This is a genomic window from Flavobacterium kayseriense (assembly GCF_014305095.1).
GTDB classification, from domain to species: domain Bacteria; phylum Bacteroidota; class Bacteroidia; order Flavobacteriales; family Flavobacteriaceae; genus Flavobacterium; species Flavobacterium kayseriense.
Genome location: NZ_JACRUI010000002.1, coordinates 578,865 through 600,777, shown reverse-complemented (window position 1 = coordinate 600,777; position 21,913 = coordinate 578,865). Strand labels below are relative to the sequence as shown.

Here is a 21,913-nt window from a genome sequence, read left to right as displayed (position 1 = left end):
GAAGCTTCGAAATAGTACAAGAAGTCATTATTTACTAATAGAAAAAATAAAAATGAACTATAAAATAGCAATAAAAAGAATTGATACCGTTAATGAGGTAGAAGGATATTGGACTACCGAAGATTTGATTCAGTTATGTGAACGATTTAATTTCCCAGATGCCGCTACTGCTGAGGTGAAGAATTTACCTGAATTATTACAAATGGCGATTTCTGATTATGAACCAAACGAAGCGGCGGCAATTGTATTGGATTATAAATTAGGTGAGGAACTTAATGAGGGGCAAATTGAACAGATTTCGCATAACATGCTAATAGATAAAGTGTGTGAGGAATATCCCGAAATACACATGCAGGGCCGAATGTTCCATATTAACCAATTACTGTTTAAAGCGTACAATGGTAAGTTTCCTAATGCTAAAGCATCCATAGTTCATTTTTCAATGACACCTATAGATGGAGATGTACAAGAGTTGACTGCCGAAAATGTATTAAAATTATTGAATGGTGGTTTGTCTGATCGCAATCTAATTAAAAGACTATTCGACGATCAAATGACACAAAATATTCCCTTTCCTACAGCCAGTGCGATAGTGTGGCAATTGAATACGACTGATAATGTGAATTTTAGTCTAGTTACATCTGAAAATTGGATAAACAATGATGATATTGTAGCATCGGAGTTTGAGAGTGTACTTCAAGAAATTGAAGACGAGCTCTAATTTTTACCTATTAAAAATAAAAAAAAGTGCTTCTCAGTTATGAGAAGCACTTTTTTTTATTTTTTATGTAGACTTTCCGAGGCTAACAAAACAGTTTCTTTCAGTCCTAATTTGTATGCAATAATTTTATCTAAAACTACTTTATTAGACGAGCCTATTATTTGAGCGGCTAATATCCCTGCATTCTTTGCCCCATTCAGAGCAACAGTTGCTACGGGAACTCCACCAGGCATTTGAAGTATCGATAAAACCGAATCCCACCCATCAATTGAATTACTGGATTTAACAGGAACTCCTATTACAGGTAATGGTGACATAGAAGCGACCATTCCAGGTAAATGTGCGGCACCACCTGCTCCCGCAATCACAACTGCAATGCCACGGTTGTGAGCATTTTGACTAAAATCAAATAGTTTTTCAGGTGTTCTATGTGCAGACACAATATCGACCTCTGTCTCGATTCCAAACTCTTTTAAAATATTTATGGCATCTTGCATGACAGGCATATCTGAGATGCTTCCCATGATTACGGCTACTTTACTCATGTTTTTTTTGTTTAAAGTTTAATGTTTGCGTTCGTCTAATAATTATTGCAATTAACCGCTTATCACTCTAATAGAATTTTTTACCTCCTCAGCAATTTTTCTAGCTACAGTCATGTCCTCATTCACAATGGTAACATGCCCCATTTTTCTAAATGCGCGTGTTTGTCTTTTTCCGTATATATGTGGTGTAACACCATCAATTGCCATTATTTTTTCGATATTCTCGTAAACTACCTGACCTTCATATCCTTCTGAACCTACTAAATTCACCATAACTCCTGCTACTTTACTAGCTGTATTGCCTAGTGGTAGGTTTAGAACAGCACGAATATGATTTTCGAATTGTGAAGTGTAACTTGCTTCAATGGAGTAATGTCCAGAGTTGTGCGGGCGAGGAGCTACTTCGTTAACTAAAATTTCGTCATCTTCGGTCTGGAACATCTCAACAGCGAGTAGGCCTACGTGGTTGAACTTCTCCGAAACATTCAATGCGATGGCTCTTGCTTTGTCCGCTACTTTATCATCTATTCGAGCGGGACAAATTACATATTCTACTTGATTAGCCTCAGGGTGAAATTCCATTTCGACTACAGGATATGTTCTAATCTCACCTGATGGATTGCGACAAACGATAACGGCTAATTCGTTTTTGAACGGCACCATGTCTTCGGCAATGCATTCTACATCTGGTAAGTTAATAAGATCAAGAGTCGATCGTACAATTTTGACTCCATTTCCATCATAACCAAATTCAGCACATTTCCATACGAAAGGGAAATCCAATTCGTCTTTTTCTAACGACTTTCGCAAATCGGCTAAATCTACAAAACGAAGGTGCTTTGAAGTAGGGATAGCATTATCTATGTAAAAATCTTTTTGTTTTCCTTTATTTTGGATGGCTCTAAGTGTTTTTGGAGATGGGAACACTTTAAGTCCTTCGTCTTCTAATTTTTCTAAAGCATCTAGGTTAACCAATTCGATTTCGATTGTCAGAACATCAACCATTTTTCCAAACTCATAAACCGTTTCAAAGTCCATTAAGTCGCCTTTGTAAAATTGGTTACAAGCCATTCTCGCAGGAGCTTCATCACTTGGGTCTAAGACGTAGGTTTGGATATCGAATTTTCGGGTTTCAAATAGGAGCATTTTTCCCAATTGTCCACCTCCTAAAATCCCTAATTTAAAATCAGAAGAAAAATAATTCATTGTGTAGTTGTTTGTTGCAAGCAAAGATACTTTATATACGTCAAAGCAAAAAATGCTATTTTATTTTCTTCAAAATTTCTCTAGCAGCAGCCTTGTAAGCAGCAGAGTGCTTGGGGTAATCTTCGATGAGAATTTGTTGTAATTCGGGATAAATCCATTTTATTGATTTGCCTAGCTCATACAAAGCCCTTGCTGCATATACCTTTGTTGCCACTTTTTTATTTGCAGTTATGAGCCAATCAAAACAGCTCTCAGTAATTTGTCGCTCTTGTGTGGCAGTCAATGAAAGATGACGACTGATGAAAATACACACTTTTGCGATAGCACGAGTCGCGCCATCATTTGTAAAGACAGAAAGAGTACTGCAAAATTCCGGAAGATAATCGATTATTAACGGGAGTCTTTTATGAAGCACGATTTCTAAAATCCAACACGCTTTGTTGTGGTTTTCGTTGGTCGAATCAATTGCAAGTGCAAATAATTGGGGAAATAATTCTTCGTTTGTGATTACTAACTGCGCTGTTTCAACTCTAATAACCGCAAAATTACTTGCCCAAATTGCATTCGTAAGTAGCAGGTCTTTCATATTAAGGTTAGAAAAAATGATATTATTTTCAAATGTAAGCTATTCTTATACTTTTAAAACTAAATTCCCTAATGAGAAATAACTATCTTTGCACATTATTTTAAAATTAAAAATAATGATTCAACTTCACGATAAACAATTTGTTCCGTTCCTTTCTGCTCAAGAAATCGCCCATGCTATTACAAAAATGACAGCGCAAGTCGAAGCTGATTTTAAAGATGAAGTACCTGTGTTTATAGGAGTGCTAAATGGATCTTTTATGGTTGCTTCTGATTTTATGAAAAGCTACAAAGGAGCATGTGAATTAAGCTTTGTGAAAATGGCTTCGTATGAAGGTACAAGTTCAACTAATGATGTTAAAGAATTAATTGGAATCAATCAAGATCTTTCAGGTAGATCAGTGGTAATCATCGAAGATATTGTTGATACCGGTAATACCATCGAAGAATTACACCGTATATTTAACAAGCAAAACGTTAAGCAATTAAAAGTGGCTACACTTTTTTTTAAACCTGAAGCGTATAAAAAAGACTTTCCAATCGATTATGTGGGGATACGTATTCCAAATAAATTTATCGTAGGATTTGGTCTAGACTATGATGGACTTGGTAGAAATTTACCCGAAGTATACAAACTAAAAGAATAACTACAACTACTCAACACACATTATGATTAACATTGTTTTATTTGGAAAACCAGGAGCCGGAAAAGGGACTCAAGCAGAATTTTTAAAAGGAAAATACAATCTAACACATCTCTCTACTGGAGATATTTTTAGATATAATATTAAAAACGGAACGGATTTAGGCAAATTAGCACAAACCTTCATGGATCAAGGAGAACTTGTACCAGATGATGTAACTATTAAAATGTTGCAAGCTGAGGTAGACAATAATCCTAATTCAGCAGGGTTTTTATTTGATGGCTTTCCTAGAACACTTTCTCAAGCAGAAGCGCTGGATGTATTTTTGGCTTCAAAATCTGAAAGCATTACGGCAACAATCGCTTTAGAAGCGGATGATGAGATACTAGTAGCTAGATTGCTAGATCGAGGTAAAACATCAGGTAGACCAGACGATCAAGACGAGGAAAAAATAAGAAATCGTTACCAAGAATACAATGAGAAAACAGCTCCTTTGATGGGGTATTATAAAGAGCAAGGAAAATTTTATGCTGTAAACGGAATTGGGTCTATTGATGAAATTACCCTTCGTTTAAGCGAAGTTATAGATAATTTATAAGAAGCTATTTCCAGCTGTACGCGGCAAGTTCTCGCTCATAAAACTAATTTTCTACCATAATAAAGGAGCTTCCGCTGGTCGCTCTTTTTTATAGAGAAAAATGAAGTTTTACGAGTTTCGCACTTTTTGCTTCCATCTGGGCTATAAAAAATATGGAAATACTAATCATACTTTTTCTGATTTTACTAAACGGACTCTTTTCGATGTCTGAAATTGCGTTGATTTCAGCACGAAAAAACAGATTAGAATCTGCTGCAAAAAAAGGGAATAAAAGTGCACAAATTGCATTAGAGTTGGCTAATGCACCAAACAAGTTTTTATCTGCAGTTCAAATAGGGATTACCCTAATTGGTATTTTAACAGGTATATACAGTGGTGATAAAATTACAACGGATGTTCAGTTATTTGTTAGCTCTTTTGAGGTTTTAAAACCGTACGCACCTACTATTGCAGTGGGAATAGTAGTGGTGATTTTAACTTTTTTTTCCTTGGTATTGGGAGAGTTGTTGCCAAAACGAATAGGTTTGAATCATCCTGAAGCGATTGCTAAAAAAGTAGCAATGCCTATGAAAGTGGTTTCAATTGTGACGGCACCCTTTATTTGGTTGTTGACGCACTCCACAGAATTTCTATTGAATGTATTACAAATACGACCTTCAGCAGACGGAAAAGTAACTGAAGAGGAAATTAAAGCGATTATAAAAGAAGGAACTGAAGGTGGTGAAGTACAGGAAATCGAACAAGATATTGTAGAACGTGTTTTTCATATTGGAGACCGAAAAATCAACTCCCTAATGACACATCGTAAATCGGTAGTGTTTTTAGAAGTAGGCGCTAATAAAGATGCGGTAAAAGAATCTATGTTGGAAGAGCTTCATTCGATCTATCCAGTATTCAACAAAAACTATGATGATATTGTAGGTGTCGCTAATTTGAAAAGTATTTTTGCTACAATTGATAATCCTGATTTTAGCTTACTAAACATAATAACAGATCCTCCGTTTATGATGGAGCATACTACAGCCTATACTGCTTTAGAGCAATTTAAAAAAACTGGAATTCACTATGCTTTTGTATCTGATGAGTACGGAAGCTTTCAAGGAGTGATTACTCTTAATGATATTTTAGAAGCTTTGGTAGGTGACGCAGCGGAGTTTTATAAAGATGATTTTCAGTTAATAGAAAGAGAAGATGGTAGCTGGTTAGTAGATGGTCATTACTCATTACACGATTTTCTAACCTATTTTGAGTTAGATGATTTGATTAGTGATTATGATGTCACAACTGTAAGCGGATTAATAATGACTGAGTTGTCACATATACCAAAACAAGGAGAAAAGCTGAGATGGAATCATTTTGAGCTAGAAGTGATAGACATGGATGGAGTGAAGATTGATAAAGTGATTGTGAAATCATTACGTAAATAAAAGTATAAAGAATACAATTTGATAGTTGCGCTTAAAAGATTAGGCGATTAACAATCAAAGGCATAAAAATGATAATTTATAAGGTTATAGTGCTTTAGCAACTAGTTTTTATAAATTGTTACAATTAAATAAAGAGTTATGACAGAAGGGAATTTCGTAGATTATGTAAAAATATTTGTTTCGTCCGGTAAAGGAGGAAAAGGATCTACGCACTTACACAGAGAGAAATTTATTGAAAAAGGAGGGCCTGATGGAGGAGATGGAGGTCGTGGAGGACACGTTTTTCTAGTAGGAAACAAGGGTCTTTGGACTTTATTTCACCTAAAATTTGCACGTCATATCAAAGCGGGTAATGGTGGTGATGGTAGTGGTGATAGAAGTACAGGAGCTGATGGAGATGATAAATTTATAGAAGTACCACTAGGAACCGTAGTAAAAGACAAAGAAACAGGCGAAATCTTGTTTGAAATTACTGAGGACGGTGAAAAGCAAGTGCTTTCTAGAGGAGGTAAAGGTGGTTTAGGAAACTGGCACTTTAGAAGCTCGACGAATCAAACTCCTCGTTATTCTCAACCTGGATTACCGGGTACTGAGATGGATGTGATTCTAGAACTTAAAGTTCTTGCTGATGTTGGTTTAGTAGGGTTTCCTAATGCGGGAAAATCAACTTTATTGTCAGTATTAACTTCGGCTAAGCCAAAAATTGCTGACTATCCTTTTACAACTTTGAAGCCTAACTTAGGAATTGTTGCTTACAGAGATTTTCAGTCGTTTGTAATTGCTGATATTCCTGGAATTATCGAAGGTGCTGCTGAAGGAAAAGGTCTAGGTCATTATTTCTTGAGGCATATCGAGAGAAATTCGACTTTACTATTCCTTGTTCCAGTAGATACGCCAGATATTAAAGGAGAATACGATATTTTAGTAAATGAACTAACGAAGTACAATCCAGAAATGCTGGATAAAGAACGTTTGTTAGTGATTTCTAAAATAGATATGCTAGATGATGAATTAAGAGCAGAACTAAAAGCAGAACTCGATGTTTCATTCAAGGAGGTTCCCTATATGTTTATTTCCTCAGTAGCTCAAATTGGGTTGACAGAGTTGAAAGATAAACTTTGGAAAATGTTGAACGACTAATTAGTTTTCTGATTTAAAATAGAAAATCCGCTTCAAATTGTTTGAAGCGGATTTTTTTTATTCTTTATTCCTTCACTTGTACTCGTATTCCTTTTGTGTGACTTGAAAATTCTGGTGCATACATACTTTGAATAGTAGAAATTCCGTTAGAGAAATCACCTAAATTATTTACTCTGATGTCATACTCTAAAACATAAGTACCTTTATTAATTTGATCAAAAAAGAAATGCGTTGCTGCATCTCTAGTGCTTTTATAAAATCCTAAACCAGACTTGAATTCGTAGCTCGATAAAACATCGATAGGTTCAAAGCAAGACGCTCGCATATCTTTTAGATGTACAAACTCCATGTTTTCGGTTGCCTTGATAATTAGACGAACGGTGACTAAGTCTCCTAACTTAAGTGACCTTGCTGTTGTGATTTGCTGCAATTGATCTCCTTGAGTAGTAGTACTCTTCACGTATAATTCCTTTGAAACAGTTAGACTAGTAGCGGTGTTGCTTTTTATTTTGTCTAATTCTTCAAAATATTGCCAGTACAAGCCACCGTATCCAGGAACCTTACTTTTATTATCGATGGAAATAGAACTCATTTCCTTTTTAATTTCATCCGCTTTCCAGTTGATTTTTAGATATCCACTTTCGGCTTCTTTAGTCTCTGTCGATAGTTTCTTCGTAAGTATTTTGTCATCACCTATTTTTATCACCGTATTGTCCTTAACACTCAACCAATCGCTGCCCTGTAGTAGTAATGCATAAATGGCTTCGGTAGTGGCTTTGGTAGTGGGCCAGTTTTTAGTTTGCTTGTTTTTTAAAAGCCATACTTTCATTGCATCAACTGATTTTGTATCGTTATTTATCTCTGTAAAAGCTTCGATCAACAGGGCTTGCGTTTCTATTGGTGCTTGGTACCAATACCAGCCCGCCTTATTAGCAATCCAGTACATTCCCCAATCTTCATTAGTAGAAGCAGTCTCTTTTAGATTTTCGATGATTTTTTTAGCAGTAATTTTTTCGCCAAAACGATGTAGTACTAACGCAGCCATTCCTTTTTCGTATAATGAATAGGTTAGCCAGCTATCCTCTATATTATTTAAGTAGGTTGTTGTTGCCTTTTTTAGTGTGTCTGATAAAGGATATTTGCTCAGATAAAAAGAACGCGTATAGAGGTAATGTAGTTCTGAGCTAGGATTTATCCAAACTAACTTGTCGTTCTTTTTTAAATTAGAAACGGTGCGTTTGTATTGTTCTAAAAACTGTATGTCGATGTAAGGGATAGCTGTTTTTGTAATCGCTTTAATCTTAGAACTAGAAATGGAATCTGCTTGTATTTTTTCGAGGTGGCCTAAACCAGACAGAATGTGTCTAGTGATGTATTCATTATCACCACCACCATCAAACCAACTAAAAGCACCTGAAGGTTGCTGCTTTTGTTTTAATTTGGCGAAAGTAGCCTCTTGGCTTTGCTTCATTTTATCTAAATCAAATAGAGTCGCTAGTTTTTGCTTCTTCTCCTCTTCTGATTTTGCATCATTTAACCAAGGAGTTTCTGCTAGAATAATCGACTTTAATTCCTCGTTTGTTTCAAGGGCAGACTTCAATTTTCCGTTTTCCTTCCAATGATCAAATACGATAGCGATTTTAGGATTACTATTGATGATCGTCGTTGCTAAAGCGTTGGCATAATAACGAGCAAAAGTTTGCTCTGCACATTCATGTTCGTATTCCATCAAGTACGGTAAAGACTGTAATGCTAACCAAGTAGGATTTGAAGTGTATTCTAGCGTAAATTGATGATTTCGCAACGTTGTTGAGGTGTTGTTTTTTAAATTTTCAAAAGAGTACTCTTTCTTTGTGTTTTCGCGAACCCAAACAGGTATACTTTCTGTAACTAACATACTATTCGTTAACACAGGGACTATATTTTCCTCTCCATCAGAGAAGTTACCTGATTTTGCTAAAATGCGGTATTGTACGCCTTGCATTCCTTGGGGGATAACAATTTTCCAACTGCTTGTAGTATTTCCGAGTGCACTCAAGCTAAAGTTTTGTGTAGCTTTTATATTTAACATTTTTGCATCTACTGATTGCATGGTTGCTGCATCAAATAGCTGTAAAATCGCCAGACCAACTTTGGGTGTTTTGGTAGTGTTAGCAATTTTTGCCATGATGGTAATGGTATCTTTCTCTCTAAAAAAACGAGGGAAATTTGGCACAATCATTAATTCTTTTTGTGTGATTACGGTTTTCTCTAAATAGCCACTTACCGCATTTTTATTGTGCGCAAGCAAGCGTAATTTCCAAGCCGTAAGTGCTTCAGGTGATGTGAAGCTAAAACTAAACTTTCCGTTTTTATCTGTTTTTATAGTAGGGTAGAAAAAAGCGGTTTCAGCAAGATTCGTTCGTGCTTTTACCTGAGTCAATGCTTCGATTGCTTTTTTCGTAGTAAATACAATTACGCCATTCTTCCCTTTATTTCCATAAAGTGCGACGGCTTTGGCATTTTTTAATACTTCGACAGATAGAATGTCAGTAGGATTTATACTAGTGGCCTCAGCAGCCGTAGTTTCAACTCCATCAATAATATATAGAACATCTGGAGAACCGTTTATTGAGCTTGCTCCTCGAATTTTTAATCCAGGAGCAATACTTGCTAATCCTTCAGGAATTCCTGCCATATTATAAATTTGATTGTCAGCTTCAGCAACTATTTCTGTTGCTGCTGCTGTTAATGACTTATTTTTTTTCGTGGCATAGCCTATTACAACAACCTCTTCAAGGTTGTTGTTGTCTTGTTTGAGTTCCACGTCAAGTGAATTAGAACTAATTGTTTGCTCTTTTTTTTCGTAGCCTATGTAATTGAAGACAAGTATTTCATCTTCAACAGCTTCTATTTGAAAATACCCTTCAAAATCTGAAGAGGTAAATCTGTCCGTTCCTTTTATGTTTATATACACGCCAGCAAGTGGTCCTGACTCATCAGAAACAATTCCTGAAATCACTTTGACATTAAAAGGAACTTTACTTTTTCTACCAAGCTGTTTGTAATATTCATTAAGTGTGTATTTGTTTTGAATTTTACTAAAGTTAAAACCAAACCACATTAGTTGCGTTCTTTCGCTATAAAGTGTGATTAGTACATCTTTATTTTTTAAATTTCGCAGTTTGGTATACGTTTTATCAAAACCTAAAGCTGTTCTGGTGTTTATATAATTGGGGTTATAATTTGGGAATCCAAGCGTTCTCCAGTCCGTAATGGTGAATTGATCTAAAGACCTATCATACATAGATGCAAGTATTTCTGCCTCATTCGTGGTGTGGTTTGCGTTTAGTTTAAAGGACCAGTTCTCTAATTTTCCAGGCTCTATTTTGTTTCTGAAGGTTTCTACTTCGAAATTTAATTCGGAATCAACTGTTTGCAGTGCTACACTTAATTCTTTTGTAAATAATTGGTTTTCAAAAATAGTTTCAAAACCAATTTTGATATCGTTCTCAAATTCTTTGTTTATAGGAATAACAAGACTTGTTGTATGGTTTTGCGACATTATACTGTTTTGGTAATAGGTTTTACCAGAGTAGTTCGCAACGATATTCATGTGTAGCGTGTCGATGACTGACAGGATTTCTAATCGAGCAAAGCCGTCTTTTTTAGGATCTTTATTGATTTGTTTGACTGTAAATAGTTCATTAGGAGTGAATTTTGTCGCTGACTGCTGAATTTGAAATTCAGTTGTGGTTTCCACATTATTTTTGAATTCATCTACTGCTGAAAAGACAATTTTATAACTTCCAGATTCATAGTTTTTGATGAAATCTAGCGGAATTGTTTTATCTGTTTTGGTGTCTACGGTTTTAGTGAACAATAATTTAGGTTGAATTTCTTTGGCGCTGTTGGGGTCGCTATTTATTTCATATGGAAATAGACGATCAAATTCGGTTTTTGAAATGGTGGTAAAATCAGGGTATTGCCATACTCTCGTTTTAAATTTAGGAACTGTAGGGTTAATTAAATACAATTTAATTTGCCCTTTTGTAGGCACAAATTGCCCATTCAAATTTTCGCTTGAGAGTGTAACGTTGTTTTGGTTTGCTGTTTCGATTTTACTGTTAACTGTGGCTTTTAGCTCGAGTGCGTGGTAACCTACTTTGGCTACTAATTTACGTACTGTGCGAGTTTCGCCGTTAACATCAGTAACATTTGCTGTAATCCAATAACTAAAAACAGGTTGTTCTGTACTTTTAGAAACTAGTGATGGTAAGGCCACAAATTCGATGTTAAATTTCCCGTTAGCATCAGTTTCAGTAGTTGTAGTGGTAATGATTTCTGGCTTTTCATATCTGCCGTAACGGTAGGCGATAGGGTTAGTAACTATTCGTTCGATTGTATACGCAACTTTAGCGTGTGATATAGTACTACCAGAGAAAGCGTTGGCTATACCACTACTTTTTATTAATTGGTTTACTAAAACGGTTTCTTTTATTTGCTCTATTATGATTTCAAATTTTGGTCGCTTGTATTCTTCGACATTAAAATTAATTGTCGAATAGTTAAAATCAACATTGTCCCAAAACGGATGCTCATCTCTTTCTAGATTATAGGAAACGTCTTTTTCATAATCGTTTGGTTCGTCGGCTTGCATGGTATAGCTTCCGGTTAAGCCCGTTGTGGGTAAAATAAATTCTCCCGAAAAAGAACCGAAATCATTTGTAACAACATCAAAATTTTTGACTTCAGCTCCTTTAGGATCATTAATTGTTACTGCAAAGCTAGTCTTAGGAACAACTGTCGATTGGTTGTCTTTTTTTTGATAAGCAATTCCCTTGTAGTATACTGTTTGTCCGGGACGATAGATAGCACGATCTAAAAAGAATTCAATTTTACCTTCAAAATTGGCCTTGTCCTCTACATCATAATCGTCTTGGTAGCTGAGGTAGTTATTATTTAAAGATAAGGTATCAGTAATTGTACTCACCACGAGTGAGGAATTCTCATAATTGCGCTTATAGTCGATAATTTTGGTGTGTGTCGCTAGACCATTAGCGTTTGTTGTTATTGTAAAATGGTTCGATTTGATAGTAACACTTTCTAGAGGTTTACCTGTTTTTCTATCAAGCACCGTATAGTTTTCGACTTGGTCATTTCTTGAGGCAAGTAAGGATAAGTTGGTTATTGTTATGACCTCATAACCATAGCCTTTTGTTTCCTTTAATTCATTTTTACTCTCAAAAGACACGAGATAATTTCCAGTTGTTAGCTGCGGTAGCAGTACTTCCGTTGTATATTCAAAATAGTCTTTCTTATCAATAAGCTCATATATTGTGGTCGTACTTAGTTTTGTGTTTTTCTTGATATCAGCTGCTAAACTATCTCTGTTTCTGTAGTTGCTTTCGAAAGCATTAAAAGTGGTGTTAGGTATTTTGTAATAGGAAATAATGATGTTGTTAGTATTTTGATAACTAATAAAAGCTCTTGAATTTTCTTTATTGTAAAGCTGTTTTTGGAGCTGAACAGTTAAGGATTTAGATTCTATTTCTCCCTTTTTCTGAATAGCTCTTTTATATGTATTAGAATGATCTTTTGCGGTAATGATGCTATCCAATAACGTTATCGCTTTTACATTGTAGTCAGGATGTGTTTGTTTTGATGCGTTTTTTGCATAAAGTAGAGCAACTTGTAAATTAACAAGGTGTTTTTCTGATGGCTGTCTTAGTTTTTCTTTAATTTGTTTTAGTCTGATTAGTAAATCCTGATCTGATTTAATCAAATAGTCATTACAAAATTGCAGCCTTTTTAAAATGTTTTCTATTGTAGGTTCGGTATTCTCTAATTTTTGATAGTAGGTAAGGGTCTTGCTTAGTTTTTCATTGGTAATGAAATCCAGATTTAGTTTGGTAAAATCTTCTGTTGTTCCTAATAAGTTGTTCTTTTTCGTTTCGAAGGTTGCTTGATTAAAATCCCAAACACTGATTTTTGAGGTATAGAATTGTATGTTTTCTTTTAGTAGATAGGTATAGAGGTTTTGATTTTTAAATTTATCAAGAGTAAAAAAGTCAAAAATAGCTTGATAGTCGGTTAAGGGTGTGTTTTTTAACTTGGTTTCGTCAGATAAAGTTGCGTCAATACTCAGTTGCATTTTATTCTCAAAGTTAATTGATGACCAAGTTAAGAAATCTTCGTTATCAGAAACTAAATTGGTTCGTCGCTGAATTAGGTAGCGGTTGTCATTGTAATAATCTTGTAAGGACCTAGTGTAAATTAAGTTTAAAATTGCTTTTGAGGGAGTAGAGACTATTGTGATTTGTTGCTTCAAATCATTTATAATTTTAGTTTGGGCATTTTCCTCTAAAACCTGTCTGTATTTAGAGCGATAGAAAAAGCATTTTATGATTTCTACTTCGTTTTTTTTATTTGCCGCTTTTTTATAAATGGTTCTAACAATTTCGTTAGCTGTTTTTATCTTGCCTAGTTTTTCGTTTGCCACAACCTCGCTCCATTTTTTATCAAACTGTTGCGAAAAAACGGTCGTTGAAATAAAAAGTAAAAGAAGAAATATGTTTTTCATAAGTACGATATCATAAGGGATTGTTGATGCAATTGCGCTAGTTTGAACAAGGGAACAAATTACTGTTTTTTAGGGAGATTATTAGAATTATTTTATTCTTTTTTCTTACTTTTTATAAATATGTTAGATGCTTTTTTTCTAAATCGCTCAAAGGTTTCGAATTGCTTATTTAGGTTTTGCTTTTAGAATATAAACAATAAAGTGATTCCCTCGCGTAACAGGAGGAAATCACCGTAGGTATTATAAAAGCGTATTGGTTTGTAAACGATAGCAAAAGCCATCTCGTAACAATGATAGCAGAATTTTTTTTAGTTTCTGGTAAAAACGGAATGAATCACCCATGCAGGACCAATTAAAAGAAATTGTAAGTCCTTAATAAATGAAGGTTTTTTACCCTCGATTTTGTGTCCGTAAAACTGACCAACCCATCCTATAGTAAATAAGCCTATTGAGAACCATAGTAAGGGAAAAAACTGCGCAATTATGTAATTTCCTGCTAGGCATAAACTAGTAAAAACTAGCATTTGCAATCCCATTTTTAAGGATAATCTAAAATAGAAGAGGAGTACAAATAAAAGAATGATAAATGCCCAATTTGCAATCACGGGATGAATAGCAGCGAGTGGTGTAAGTGATTGGTTAGGAATACTCATGAATAAACCAACTACCGAAAAAAAGATTAGAGGAACACAGATGTAATGAATTTTTTTGTTCGTTACATTTTTATGACTTACGCCATATTCTTCGAACCATTGCGCTAATGTTTTCATGTTTTATTTTTTACTAATGTAGCAAAAAAACTTAAAAACAAGGAAAGAAGTTTAGGAGTGAAGGCATAAGTAATTTGTGCGCAAGTGTAGAATGCAAAATTGAATGAGGGATAGCAGCGAAAATCCTTTTTGAGGTTTTACCGAAAAAAGATTGCAGCGTATAGCCCGACCCGCTTTCTTGGCGGGGCATTCCCAAATAAAACTGTATATTGTACTAAAGGTCGTTTTTGGCGTTGTTTTTGGTATTGTAAGTATGATCATATTATGCTTTTGATAACCAAGAGAGGCAGTAATAATCTAATTATTTTATAATTTATAAACTACAGACGATAAGATTGTGTTGGAAATCATTGTTTCTCTCTGTTTCATGAAATTAATTTTTTTACTGTTGTATGCCAATATTTAGCATTTTTATGTGATACAAAACTTAATTTATCCTTTAAAATTTACTTATTTTTGAACTATGAAATATTTTTTAATTCTATTTTTAGTACTACCTATACTTGCTATGTCACAAAATAACCTTGAGAAAGGACAGCGTTTGTTTGATGAAGGTAAAACAGATCAGGCTGAAGTTGTTTTTAAATCGATAGTAAAAGCAGAACCATCAAATCTAAAAGCAGTAGAGTATTTAGGTGATATCGCCGGGATTAATAAATCGTGGGACGAGGCCTTAGGGTTTTATGGCATGCTAAAAACAGCTCGACCAAATGAGGCAGATTACTTTTATAAATATGGAGGAGCTTTAGGCATGAAGGCGTTGGACGTTAATAAATTTAAAGCCTTAGGAATGATTGACGAGGTTAAGGGCTCTTTTGAAAAAGCGATTAAATTGGATCCGAAACATATTGAAGCTAGATGGGCTTTGATTGAATTGTATTTGAAACTTCCCGGTATAGTAGGAGGTAGTGAGTCTAAAGCAATTAGATATTCATCTGAATTGATGCGATTGTCTCCGGTAGATGGTAATTTGTCTAGAGGACATATCGAAGAATATTTTAAAAGATATACTAAGGCAGAGCAATATTACAAAAAAGCCATAGCGGTAGGTAATTCAAAGACAAGTTATCAAAAATTAGCTGATTTGTATAAAAACAAGATGAATAGTCCTGAGAAAGCTTCAGAAACGATGATGCAGTACAAGAGTAGTAGTTCAGCTGGAAAAAAAAGCATTTAGAAAGACGTATAAATTAGATTGATTATTCCATTATCTTTAAACCTAAAGACTTATAACATAGATTACATATGAAAACTCATTTTATAGCCATTGGTGGGAGTGCGATGCACAACCTAGCATTGGCACTACACAACAAAGGATATCAGGTTAGCGGTAGCGATGATTCTATTTTTGAGCCTTCAAAGTCTCGTTTAGAAAAAAAAGGAATTATGCCACCTGCATTAGGATGGTATCCGGAAAAAATAACGTCTGATATTGAAGCTGTAATCCTAGGCATGCATGCTAAGGCAGATAATCCAGAATTGCTAAAAGCGCAAGAATTAGGGCTTAAAATTTATTCCTATCCTGAGTTTTTATATGAACAGTCTAAAACAAAAACCAGAGTAGTTATAGGTGGTTCTCATGGCAAAACAACTATCACTTCGATGATTTTACATGTTATGCATTACCACGATATCGCAGTCGATTATATGGTAGGTGCCCAACTGGAAGGATTTGATACCATGGTGCACCTAACGGAGGAGAATGACTTTATAGTTTTAGAAGGAGATGAATACTTGTCGTCACCAATTGATCGCAGACCTAAATTTCATTTATATCAGCCCAATATTGCTTTGATTTCTGGAATCGCTTGGGATCATATTAATGTTTTCCCAACCTATGAAAACTATGTTGAACAATTTGAAATTTTTATAGGCAAAATAGTTAACGGTGGTATTTTAGTTTACAACGAAAATGATACTGAAGTAAAACTTGTGGCCGAGGCTGCGACTAATCCAATAAGAAAATTACCGTATTGTACACCAGAATATAGAGTAGAAAACGGAGTTACTTTATTAGAAACCCCGGAGGGTGATATGCCTATCGAAGTTTTTGGGGCGCATAATTTGAATAATCTGGCTGGAGCCAAATGGATATGTCAAAATATGGGTGTTGATGAAGCTGAATTTTACGAAGCAATTGCAAGTTTTAAGGGGGCGTCTAAAAGATTAGAGAAAATTGCTGAATCTAAAACTGCAGTAGCTTACAAAGACTTTGCACATTCTCCTAGTAAAGTAGCAGCAACAACAAAAGCGGTAAAAGAGCAATATCCAGATAGAACAGTTGTAGCATGTTTAGAGCTGCATACGTACAGTAGTCTGAATGCCGAGTTTTTGAAGGAATATGAAGGAGCGTTAGATTTTGCTGACGAAGCAGTGGTGTTTTATTCACCTGATGCAGTGAAAATTAAACAACTAGAAGAAGTCACCTATGATCAGATAGCGACTGCTTTTAATAGAAAGGATTTAGTTATTTATACCAATCCCGCTGAATTTAAAGATTATTTATTGAGTAAAAATTTAGATAATTCGGCTTTGTTGCTAATGAGTTCAGGTAATTACGGCGGACTCAATTTTGATGAAGTTAAAAAAATAATCGGGTAATTTTGGTAGTGGAAGAGCAAATCAAAATTGTAAGGACGACCAATGAAAATGAAGATTTCATTGGATTAGTAAAAGCTTTAGACAAAAGCTTGTGGGAAACGTATCCTGAGCTGCAATCTAATTATTGGCAAAATAATATTATCGAATTTAATCCAAATGTGATTGTAGTCTATTGGGATCATACTCCTGTTGCGTGTTCTTGCTTTAAGAAATACGATACCAATACAATTGAAATAAAACGTATGTTTGTTACTCCTGATACTCGAGGGAAAGGGCTAGCTCAAATGATGTTACATGAGTTAGAGGCTTGGGCGATGACTCTTGGTTTTAAGGTTTCAGTACTCGAAACGTTGTATAGACAGGAAGCTGCTATTGGTATGTATCTAAAAGCGGGTTATGTTGCCATAGAGAATTATGCGCCTTACGAAGGTTTGAAAAACAGTATTTGCATGAGAAAAAGTCTTTAAAATAATTGTAGTTGAATGATTAAAATCGCTTTCTTGTTAATTTAAATCTATACCAGTGGAACACACTAATTTTCCGATTACAAATTGGTCCGAAGATGATAAGCCCAGAGAAAAGCTTATGCTAAAAGGCAAATCCGTACTTAGTGATGCTGAGTTAATCGCTATTTTAATTGGTTCAGGAAGTAGGAGTGAGTCAGCAGTAGAGCTAAGTAAAAGGATTTTGAAAAGTGTAGATAATAACTTAAATGCTTTAGGGAAATTATCGATTGGGCAATTAATGTTATTTAAAGGTATCGGAGAAGCAAAGGCCATTTCGATAATTGCAGCGATGGAATTAGGAAGACGCAGGAGAACCGAAGATGCAGTTGAACTAACAAAGGTAACCTCGAGTAAAGTGATATTTGAAATTATGCAACCTATAATAGGAGAGCTACCACATGAGGAGTTTTGGATTATCTACCTTAACAATTCAAATAAAATCCTTTCCAAATCACAATTGAGTAAAGGTGGAATTACTGGAACGCTTGTAGATGTCAGAATTGTGTTTAAGTCTGCACTTGAAATTGGTGCTACTAGCTTAATTTTATGCCATAACCATCCTTCAGGAACGCTGGTTCCAAGCGATGCTGATAAGCATATTACCAAAAAGTTAAAAATAGCGGGTGATAGCCTGGAAATAAAAGTATTAGACCATTTAATCATTGCTGAGACGAATTACTTTAGTTTTGTAGACGAAGGTGTTTTTTAAAATATTTATTTATGAAAATTGAAAATATTACAGACATATTTTTTGATCTAGACCATACGCTTTGGGATTTCGAAAAAAATTCTGAATTGACATTTGCAAAAATATTTGCAGTCAGCCACCCAAAGGTGAGTGTCAATAATTTTATCGAGAAATACATTCCAATAAATCAAGCGTGTTGGCAACTGTATCAATATGATAAGATTACGCACGAAGAGTTGCGCTATAATAGGCTAAAGCATTCTTTTGATGCGATTGATTATAAAATAGCAGACGAGCAAATTGCTGTTCTTGCTCAAGATTATATTGATTTATTACCAGATAATAACCATCTCTTTGAGGGAGCCTTTGAGATTTTAGATTATTTAAAAGGTAAATACCAATTACATATTATTACAAACGGTTTTGCGGATGTGCAGGACAGGAAAATTAAAAATTCGCAATTACAAGATTATTTTGTTTCGGTTACAAATTCAGAGACAGCTGGAGTTAAAAAACCAAATCCATTGATCTTTGAACATGCGTTGCAAACTGCAAACGCAAGCAAATCCCAAAGTGTTATGATTGGAGACTCGCTCGACGCTGACGTAGAAGGCGCCTTAAAAATTGGTTTAGATGCTATTTTTTTTAATGAAAGTAAAATTAAAGTCGAAGGTCATATCAAACAAGTCAATCATTTATTAGAATTAAAAAAATACCTATAATTATGAAAAAGCAGTTAGCATTTATAGCCTTACTTATATCAGGTTTGGGAATAGCGCAGTCAATAAACGACTATAAAGCGGTTATCATTCCCTTAAAATATGAATTTATGAAATCAGACAATCAATATCGATTGGCTACCTTGACTAAATTTAATCTTAATAAGGCAGGTTTTGAGGCTTATTATACCAATGAAGAAAAACCTATGGGTTTAGGTGATCGTTGCGGATTTTTGGATTTAGATGTTATAAACGAAAAAGCTTTTTTGACTACTAAATTATATGTTGTTTTTAAGGATTGTTACGGTAATGTTGTATATAAATCTGAGTTAGGTTCGAGTAGGGAGAAAAGCTATGAAGTTGCGTACAGCGAAGCATTGAATAGAGCGTTTGAGTCTATAACTGCTTTAGAATATAAGTACAGCGGAAAAGTGAATGCTGCCACTCCTGCAGGTTCTAGATCAGAAATTGTAAGAGCCGAAGAAGTAGGTCAAAACGTAAAGTCTGCTGTAAATACAGTAACTACCGTTGTCAATGTGCCAAGTGCGAGTGCTCTTTATGCGCAACCTATTACAAATGGTTTTCAATTAGTAGATAGTACACCAAGTGTTGTAATGAAAATACAAAAAACAGCTAAAGTAGATTATTTTCTTGCGCAGAAAGGGAATACAAATGGTGTAATGTATAAAAAGGATAACGATTGGTTTTTTGAATATTACCAAGGAGAAACTTTAATGTCTGAAAAAGTAGATGTAAAGTTTTAAAAGTAATTTGTCATAAAGCAAAAGAGCAAGTACCATAAGTGCTTGCTCTTTTTGTTTAATAATTATATTTGTTTCCCCATCGATTTTTAAGGAACTCTCTTGTGGTGTTTTCTCTCGAATTGTTGCCAGGTATGTAAATTGGGGTGTCTTTCAAAGCATCGGGTAGATATTCCTGCTCAGCAAAATTATTTTGATAATCGTGTGAGTATTTATATTCTTCACCGTAACCTAGCTCTTTCATGAGTTTTGTAGGTGCGTTTCTTAAATGAATAGGTACAGATAAATCACCTGTTTGTTTCACTAATTGCTGTGCTGTACCTATCGCTAGGTAGGAAGCATTACTTTTAGGTGATGTAGCTAAATAGATAGCACATTGACTTAGAATAATTCGGCTTTCAGGATATCCTATGGTAGCTACCGCCTGAAAAGTATTGTTAGCCATAATAAAAGCCGTAGGGTTTGAATTGCCAATATCCTCACTCGACAAAATAAGCATTCTGCGTGCAATAAACTTAACATCTTCTCCTCCTTCAATCATTCGTGCTAACCAATAAACCGCTCCATTAGGGTCACTTCCTCTTATCGATTTTATAAATGCGGAAACAATGTCATAATGTTGCTCTCCACTTTTGTCATATAAAACCGTATTTTGTTGTACTAGCGATAAAACGCGGTCATTTGTTATAATAATTTGGTCATCAATGGATGCATTGATTACAAGTTCAAATAAATTCAACAGTTTACGACCGTCTCCACCTGATAATCGTAGCAAAGCCTCTGTTTCTCTAAGTTCAATAGATTTATTTTGTAGGTATAAATCTTTTGTCATTGCCCTTTCTAATAATGATTCTAAATCTGCTTTTGTAAAAGCATTCAAAACGTAAACTTGACACCTTGATAGCAAAGCAGGGATTACTTCAAAACTGGGGTTCTCTGTGGTAGCACCTATCAAAGTTATCCAACCTTTCTCAACGGCAGCTAGTAATGAATCTTGTTGTGATTTACTAAAGCGGTGAATCTCATCAATAAATAAAATAGGGTTTTTAGTAGTAAACATGCCACCACTTTGTTTCGCCTTATCAATTACCTCTCGTATGTCCTTTACACCAGAGTTAATAGCACTTAGGATAAAAAACGGACGTTCTGATTCTTGTGCAATAATTTGTGCTAAAGTTGTTTTGCCTGTTCCTGGTGGTCCCCAAAATATAAGCGAAGGAATGATTCCCTTTGCTATTTGATTAGTCAATGATCCTTTAGGACCTACCAAGTGGGATTGACTTATGTAATCAGTAAGTTTTTGTGGTCGTATACGCTCTGCTAATGGTGCTTCCATAGTGCAAAATTACTCTTTTTTATTTGAAGCTATTCCAGCTCTCCACTATATCTTTAAGGATTTATCTCGTTTTTTCAAACGAGCCAATTCCTTAAAGGATGCCGTTTCGATCTGGGCTAAAAAAGGAATACGATATTTAATCATGTGTAGGGGATTATCAATAGCTGACAAATTAGCATTATCTTGGCTTTGGTCAAATAATTGAGTCTTCTATTCAAAATCAAAGCAATGGACAAACATTTTAGATTCACGAACGCACTGCTTGCACTTCCACTTTTTTTTGTGCTGCTATTATGGTTCGTTTATTGGTTAGAAATACGATTTGATTACGACTTCGTAGAAAACGGAATTTATCCAAGAACCTTAAATGGTTTGCAAGGCGTGCTGTTTAGTCCTTTTATTCACAGTGATTTGGATCATCTTTATAATAATTCGGTTCCTCTGTTAATTCTACTGGCAGCATTGCAATTTTTTTATCCTAAGCAAACCATTGGTGTATTAGGTTTCGGAATACTACTTTCAGGAAGTATAACATGGTTAATAGGTAGGCCTAGTTTTCATATTGGTGCAAGTGGACTAATTTATGTGTTGTTTAGCTTTATTTTTTTTAAAGGATTGCTCACTAAATATTTCAGACTAATAGCCTTATCGCTAACCGTTATTATGATTTATGGAGGTATGGTTTGGTATGTTTTTCCAAAAGTTGACGAAGCTATTTCTTGGGAAGGGCATTTAGGAGGTTTTATTACGGGATGCTTCTTAGCTGTTATGTATAAAACAGAAGAATATAAGAAGGTGTATAAGTATGAATGGGAGCATCCAAATTATGATGCAACACACGACCGCTTTATGCAGCGTTTTGATGTTCATGGTAATTTCGTCAATTTACCCGTAGAAGACGAGGATGAAGTTGCCTATTTTTCAAGTGATACATCAGTTAATTATGAATATATCGAAAATAAAAAAACGAACTAGAGCACACGCTTTAGTTCGTTTTTTAGTAATGATAGAATTTGCTTCCTATTTATTTTCTTGAGCTAAAATTAGGCACAATTTAACTCATCTTATAGAGATAAAAAAAACCGTCTAAAATTTAATTTAGAC

General features: G+C 34.8%; 18 protein-coding genes. 12 read left to right on the top strand and 6 right to left on the bottom strand.

From position 1 onward, the window contains the following. Positions 1 to 52 precede the first annotated feature (52 nt). Complete coding sequence (locus tag H8R22_RS09095) at positions 53 to 721, top strand: hypothetical protein (protein WP_187010125.1); 669 nt, start codon at positions 53 to 55, stop codon at positions 719 to 721. Positions 722 to 777: 56 nt separating this feature from the next. Here the strand turns inward: H8R22_RS09095 and purE are convergent, their stop codons facing one another. The 3 genes from purE to H8R22_RS09080 are packed head-to-tail and all read right to left on the bottom strand — an operon-like array spanning position 778 to position 3,058. Next, positions 778 to 1,266 carry a 5-(carboxyamino)imidazole ribonucleotide mutase gene (purE, locus tag H8R22_RS09090; RefSeq protein WP_187010124.1) on the bottom strand — a complete coding sequence of 163 codons (489 nt, stop codon included), beginning with the start codon at positions 1,264 to 1,266 and terminating at the stop codon, positions 778 to 780. A 51-nt stretch (positions 1,267 to 1,317) separates the two neighbouring features. Then, complete coding sequence (locus H8R22_RS09085) at positions 1,318 to 2,472, bottom strand: 5-(carboxyamino)imidazole ribonucleotide synthase (RefSeq protein ID WP_187010123.1); 1,155 nt, start codon at positions 2,470 to 2,472, stop codon at positions 1,318 to 1,320. Positions 2,473 to 2,527: 55 nt separating this feature from the next. Next, positions 2,528 to 3,058, bottom strand: coding sequence for a hypothetical protein (locus H8R22_RS09080; RefSeq protein WP_187010122.1), 531 nt, complete (start codon positions 3,056 to 3,058; stop codon positions 2,528 to 2,530). 115 nt (positions 3,059 to 3,173) lie between these two features. Here H8R22_RS09080 and hpt point away from each other — a divergent pair, with 115 nt between their 5' ends. The 4 genes from hpt (at position 3,174) to obgE (ending at position 6,866) form a co-directional block, all read left to right on the top strand. Beyond that, positions 3,174 to 3,704, top strand: coding sequence for a hypoxanthine phosphoribosyltransferase (gene hpt / locus H8R22_RS09075; RefSeq protein WP_187010121.1), 531 nt, complete (start codon positions 3,174 to 3,176; stop codon positions 3,702 to 3,704). A 22-nt stretch (positions 3,705 to 3,726) separates the two neighbouring features. Further along, on the top strand, positions 3,727 to 4,299 hold the full coding sequence (locus H8R22_RS09070) for an adenylate kinase (protein ID WP_187010120.1): 573 nt from the start codon (positions 3,727 to 3,729) through the stop codon (positions 4,297 to 4,299). A gap of 152 nt (positions 4,300 to 4,451) precedes the next feature. Next, positions 4,452 to 5,726, top strand: a complete 1,275-nt coding sequence (locus tag H8R22_RS09065; RefSeq protein WP_187010119.1) for a hemolysin family protein — start codon at positions 4,452 to 4,454, stop codon at positions 5,724 to 5,726. 138 nt (positions 5,727 to 5,864) lie between these two features. After that, positions 5,865 to 6,866, top strand: coding sequence for a GTPase ObgE (gene obgE, locus H8R22_RS09060; RefSeq protein WP_187010118.1), 1,002 nt, complete (start codon positions 5,865 to 5,867; stop codon positions 6,864 to 6,866). Between the two features lie 64 nt (positions 6,867 to 6,930). Here the strand turns inward: obgE and H8R22_RS09055 are convergent, their stop codons facing one another. Continuing rightward, positions 6,931 to 13,428, bottom strand: coding sequence for an alpha-2-macroglobulin family protein (locus H8R22_RS09055; RefSeq protein WP_187010117.1), 6,498 nt, complete (start codon positions 13,426 to 13,428; stop codon positions 6,931 to 6,933). A 308-nt stretch (positions 13,429 to 13,736) separates the two neighbouring features. Next, the gene (locus H8R22_RS09050; RefSeq protein WP_187010116.1) at positions 13,737 to 14,198 is read right to left on the bottom strand and encodes an Mpo1 family 2-hydroxy fatty acid dioxygenase; all 462 of its coding nucleotides are present in this window, start codon (positions 14,196 to 14,198) and stop codon (positions 13,737 to 13,739) included. A gap of 463 nt (positions 14,199 to 14,661) precedes the next feature. On the opposite strand from H8R22_RS09050, the gene H8R22_RS09045 reads away from it, so the two are divergent. From H8R22_RS09045 to H8R22_RS09020, 6 genes are all read left to right on the top strand, one after another. After that, on the top strand, positions 14,662 to 15,375 hold the full coding sequence (locus H8R22_RS09045) for a tetratricopeptide repeat protein (protein ID WP_187010115.1): 714 nt from the start codon (positions 14,662 to 14,664) through the stop codon (positions 15,373 to 15,375). A gap of 68 nt (positions 15,376 to 15,443) precedes the next feature. Next, positions 15,444 to 16,799: a UDP-N-acetylmuramate--L-alanine ligase gene (locus H8R22_RS09040; RefSeq protein ID WP_187010114.1), complete on the top strand. Its 1,356-nt coding sequence runs from the start codon at positions 15,444 to 15,446 to the stop codon at positions 16,797 to 16,799. Positions 16,800 to 16,807: 8 nt separating this feature from the next. Continuing rightward, positions 16,808 to 17,266 carry a GNAT family N-acetyltransferase gene (locus H8R22_RS09035; RefSeq protein WP_187010179.1) on the top strand — a complete coding sequence of 153 codons (459 nt, stop codon included), beginning with the start codon at positions 16,808 to 16,810 and terminating at the stop codon, positions 17,264 to 17,266. 55 nt (positions 17,267 to 17,321) lie between these two features. Next, a complete protein-coding gene (radC, locus tag H8R22_RS09030; protein WP_187010113.1) occupies positions 17,322 to 18,014 on the top strand; it encodes a RadC family protein in 693 nt (230 codons plus the stop codon). An 11-nt stretch (positions 18,015 to 18,025) separates the two neighbouring features. Further along, the gene (locus tag H8R22_RS09025; RefSeq protein ID WP_187010112.1) at positions 18,026 to 18,715 is read left to right on the top strand and encodes a YjjG family noncanonical pyrimidine nucleotidase; all 690 of its coding nucleotides are present in this window, start codon (positions 18,026 to 18,028) and stop codon (positions 18,713 to 18,715) included. A 2-nt stretch (positions 18,716 to 18,717) separates the two neighbouring features. Then, entirely contained in the window at positions 18,718 to 19,476 is a 759-nt protein-coding gene (locus H8R22_RS09020) for a hypothetical protein (RefSeq protein ID WP_187010111.1), read from the top strand. A gap of 55 nt (positions 19,477 to 19,531) precedes the next feature. Here the strand turns inward: H8R22_RS09020 and H8R22_RS09015 are convergent, their stop codons facing one another. After that, a complete protein-coding gene (locus H8R22_RS09015) occupies positions 19,532 to 20,809 on the bottom strand; it encodes a replication-associated recombination protein A (RefSeq protein ID WP_187010110.1) in 1,278 nt (425 codons plus the stop codon). A 228-nt stretch (positions 20,810 to 21,037) separates the two neighbouring features. On the opposite strand from H8R22_RS09015, the gene H8R22_RS09010 reads away from it, so the two are divergent. Continuing rightward, a complete protein-coding gene (locus H8R22_RS09010) occupies positions 21,038 to 21,784 on the top strand; it encodes a rhomboid family intramembrane serine protease (RefSeq protein ID WP_187010109.1) in 747 nt (248 codons plus the stop codon). Positions 21,785 to 21,913: the final 129 nt, after the last annotated feature.

Bases quoted from the DNA above. Each gene is read 5' to 3' on its own strand.
- H8R22_RS09095 (WP_187010125.1), top strand. From the start codon at position 53: ATGAACTATAAAATAGCAATAAAAAGAATTGATACCGTTAATGAGGTA.
- purE (WP_187010124.1), bottom strand. From the start codon at position 1,266: ATGAGTAAAGTAGCCGTAATCATGGGAAGCATCTCAGATATGCCTGTC.
- H8R22_RS09085 (WP_187010123.1), bottom strand. From the start codon at position 2,472: ATGAATTATTTTTCTTCTGATTTTAAATTAGGGATTTTAGGAGGTGGA.
- H8R22_RS09080 (WP_187010122.1), bottom strand. From the start codon at position 3,058: ATGAAAGACCTGCTACTTACGAATGCAATTTGGGCAAGTAATTTTGCG.
- hpt (WP_187010121.1), top strand. From the start codon at position 3,174: ATGATTCAACTTCACGATAAACAATTTGTTCCGTTCCTTTCTGCTCAA.
- H8R22_RS09070 (WP_187010120.1), top strand. From the start codon at position 3,727: ATGATTAACATTGTTTTATTTGGAAAACCAGGAGCCGGAAAAGGGACT.
- H8R22_RS09065 (WP_187010119.1), top strand. From the start codon at position 4,452: ATGGAAATACTAATCATACTTTTTCTGATTTTACTAAACGGACTCTTT.
- obgE (WP_187010118.1), top strand. From the start codon at position 5,865: ATGACAGAAGGGAATTTCGTAGATTATGTAAAAATATTTGTTTCGTCC.
- H8R22_RS09055 (WP_187010117.1), bottom strand. From the start codon at position 13,428: ATGAAAAACATATTTCTTCTTTTACTTTTTATTTCAACGACCGTTTTT.
- H8R22_RS09050 (WP_187010116.1), bottom strand. From the start codon at position 14,198: ATGAAAACATTAGCGCAATGGTTCGAAGAATATGGCGTAAGTCATAAA.
- H8R22_RS09045 (WP_187010115.1), top strand. From the start codon at position 14,662: ATGAAATATTTTTTAATTCTATTTTTAGTACTACCTATACTTGCTATG.
- H8R22_RS09040 (WP_187010114.1), top strand. From the start codon at position 15,444: ATGAAAACTCATTTTATAGCCATTGGTGGGAGTGCGATGCACAACCTA.
- H8R22_RS09025 (WP_187010112.1), top strand. From the start codon at position 18,026: ATGAAAATTGAAAATATTACAGACATATTTTTTGATCTAGACCATACG.
- H8R22_RS09020 (WP_187010111.1), top strand. From the start codon at position 18,718: ATGAAAAAGCAGTTAGCATTTATAGCCTTACTTATATCAGGTTTGGGA.
- H8R22_RS09015 (WP_187010110.1), bottom strand. From the start codon at position 20,809: ATGGAAGCACCATTAGCAGAGCGTATACGACCACAAAAACTTACTGAT.
- H8R22_RS09010 (WP_187010109.1), top strand. From the start codon at position 21,038: ATGGACAAACATTTTAGATTCACGAACGCACTGCTTGCACTTCCACTT.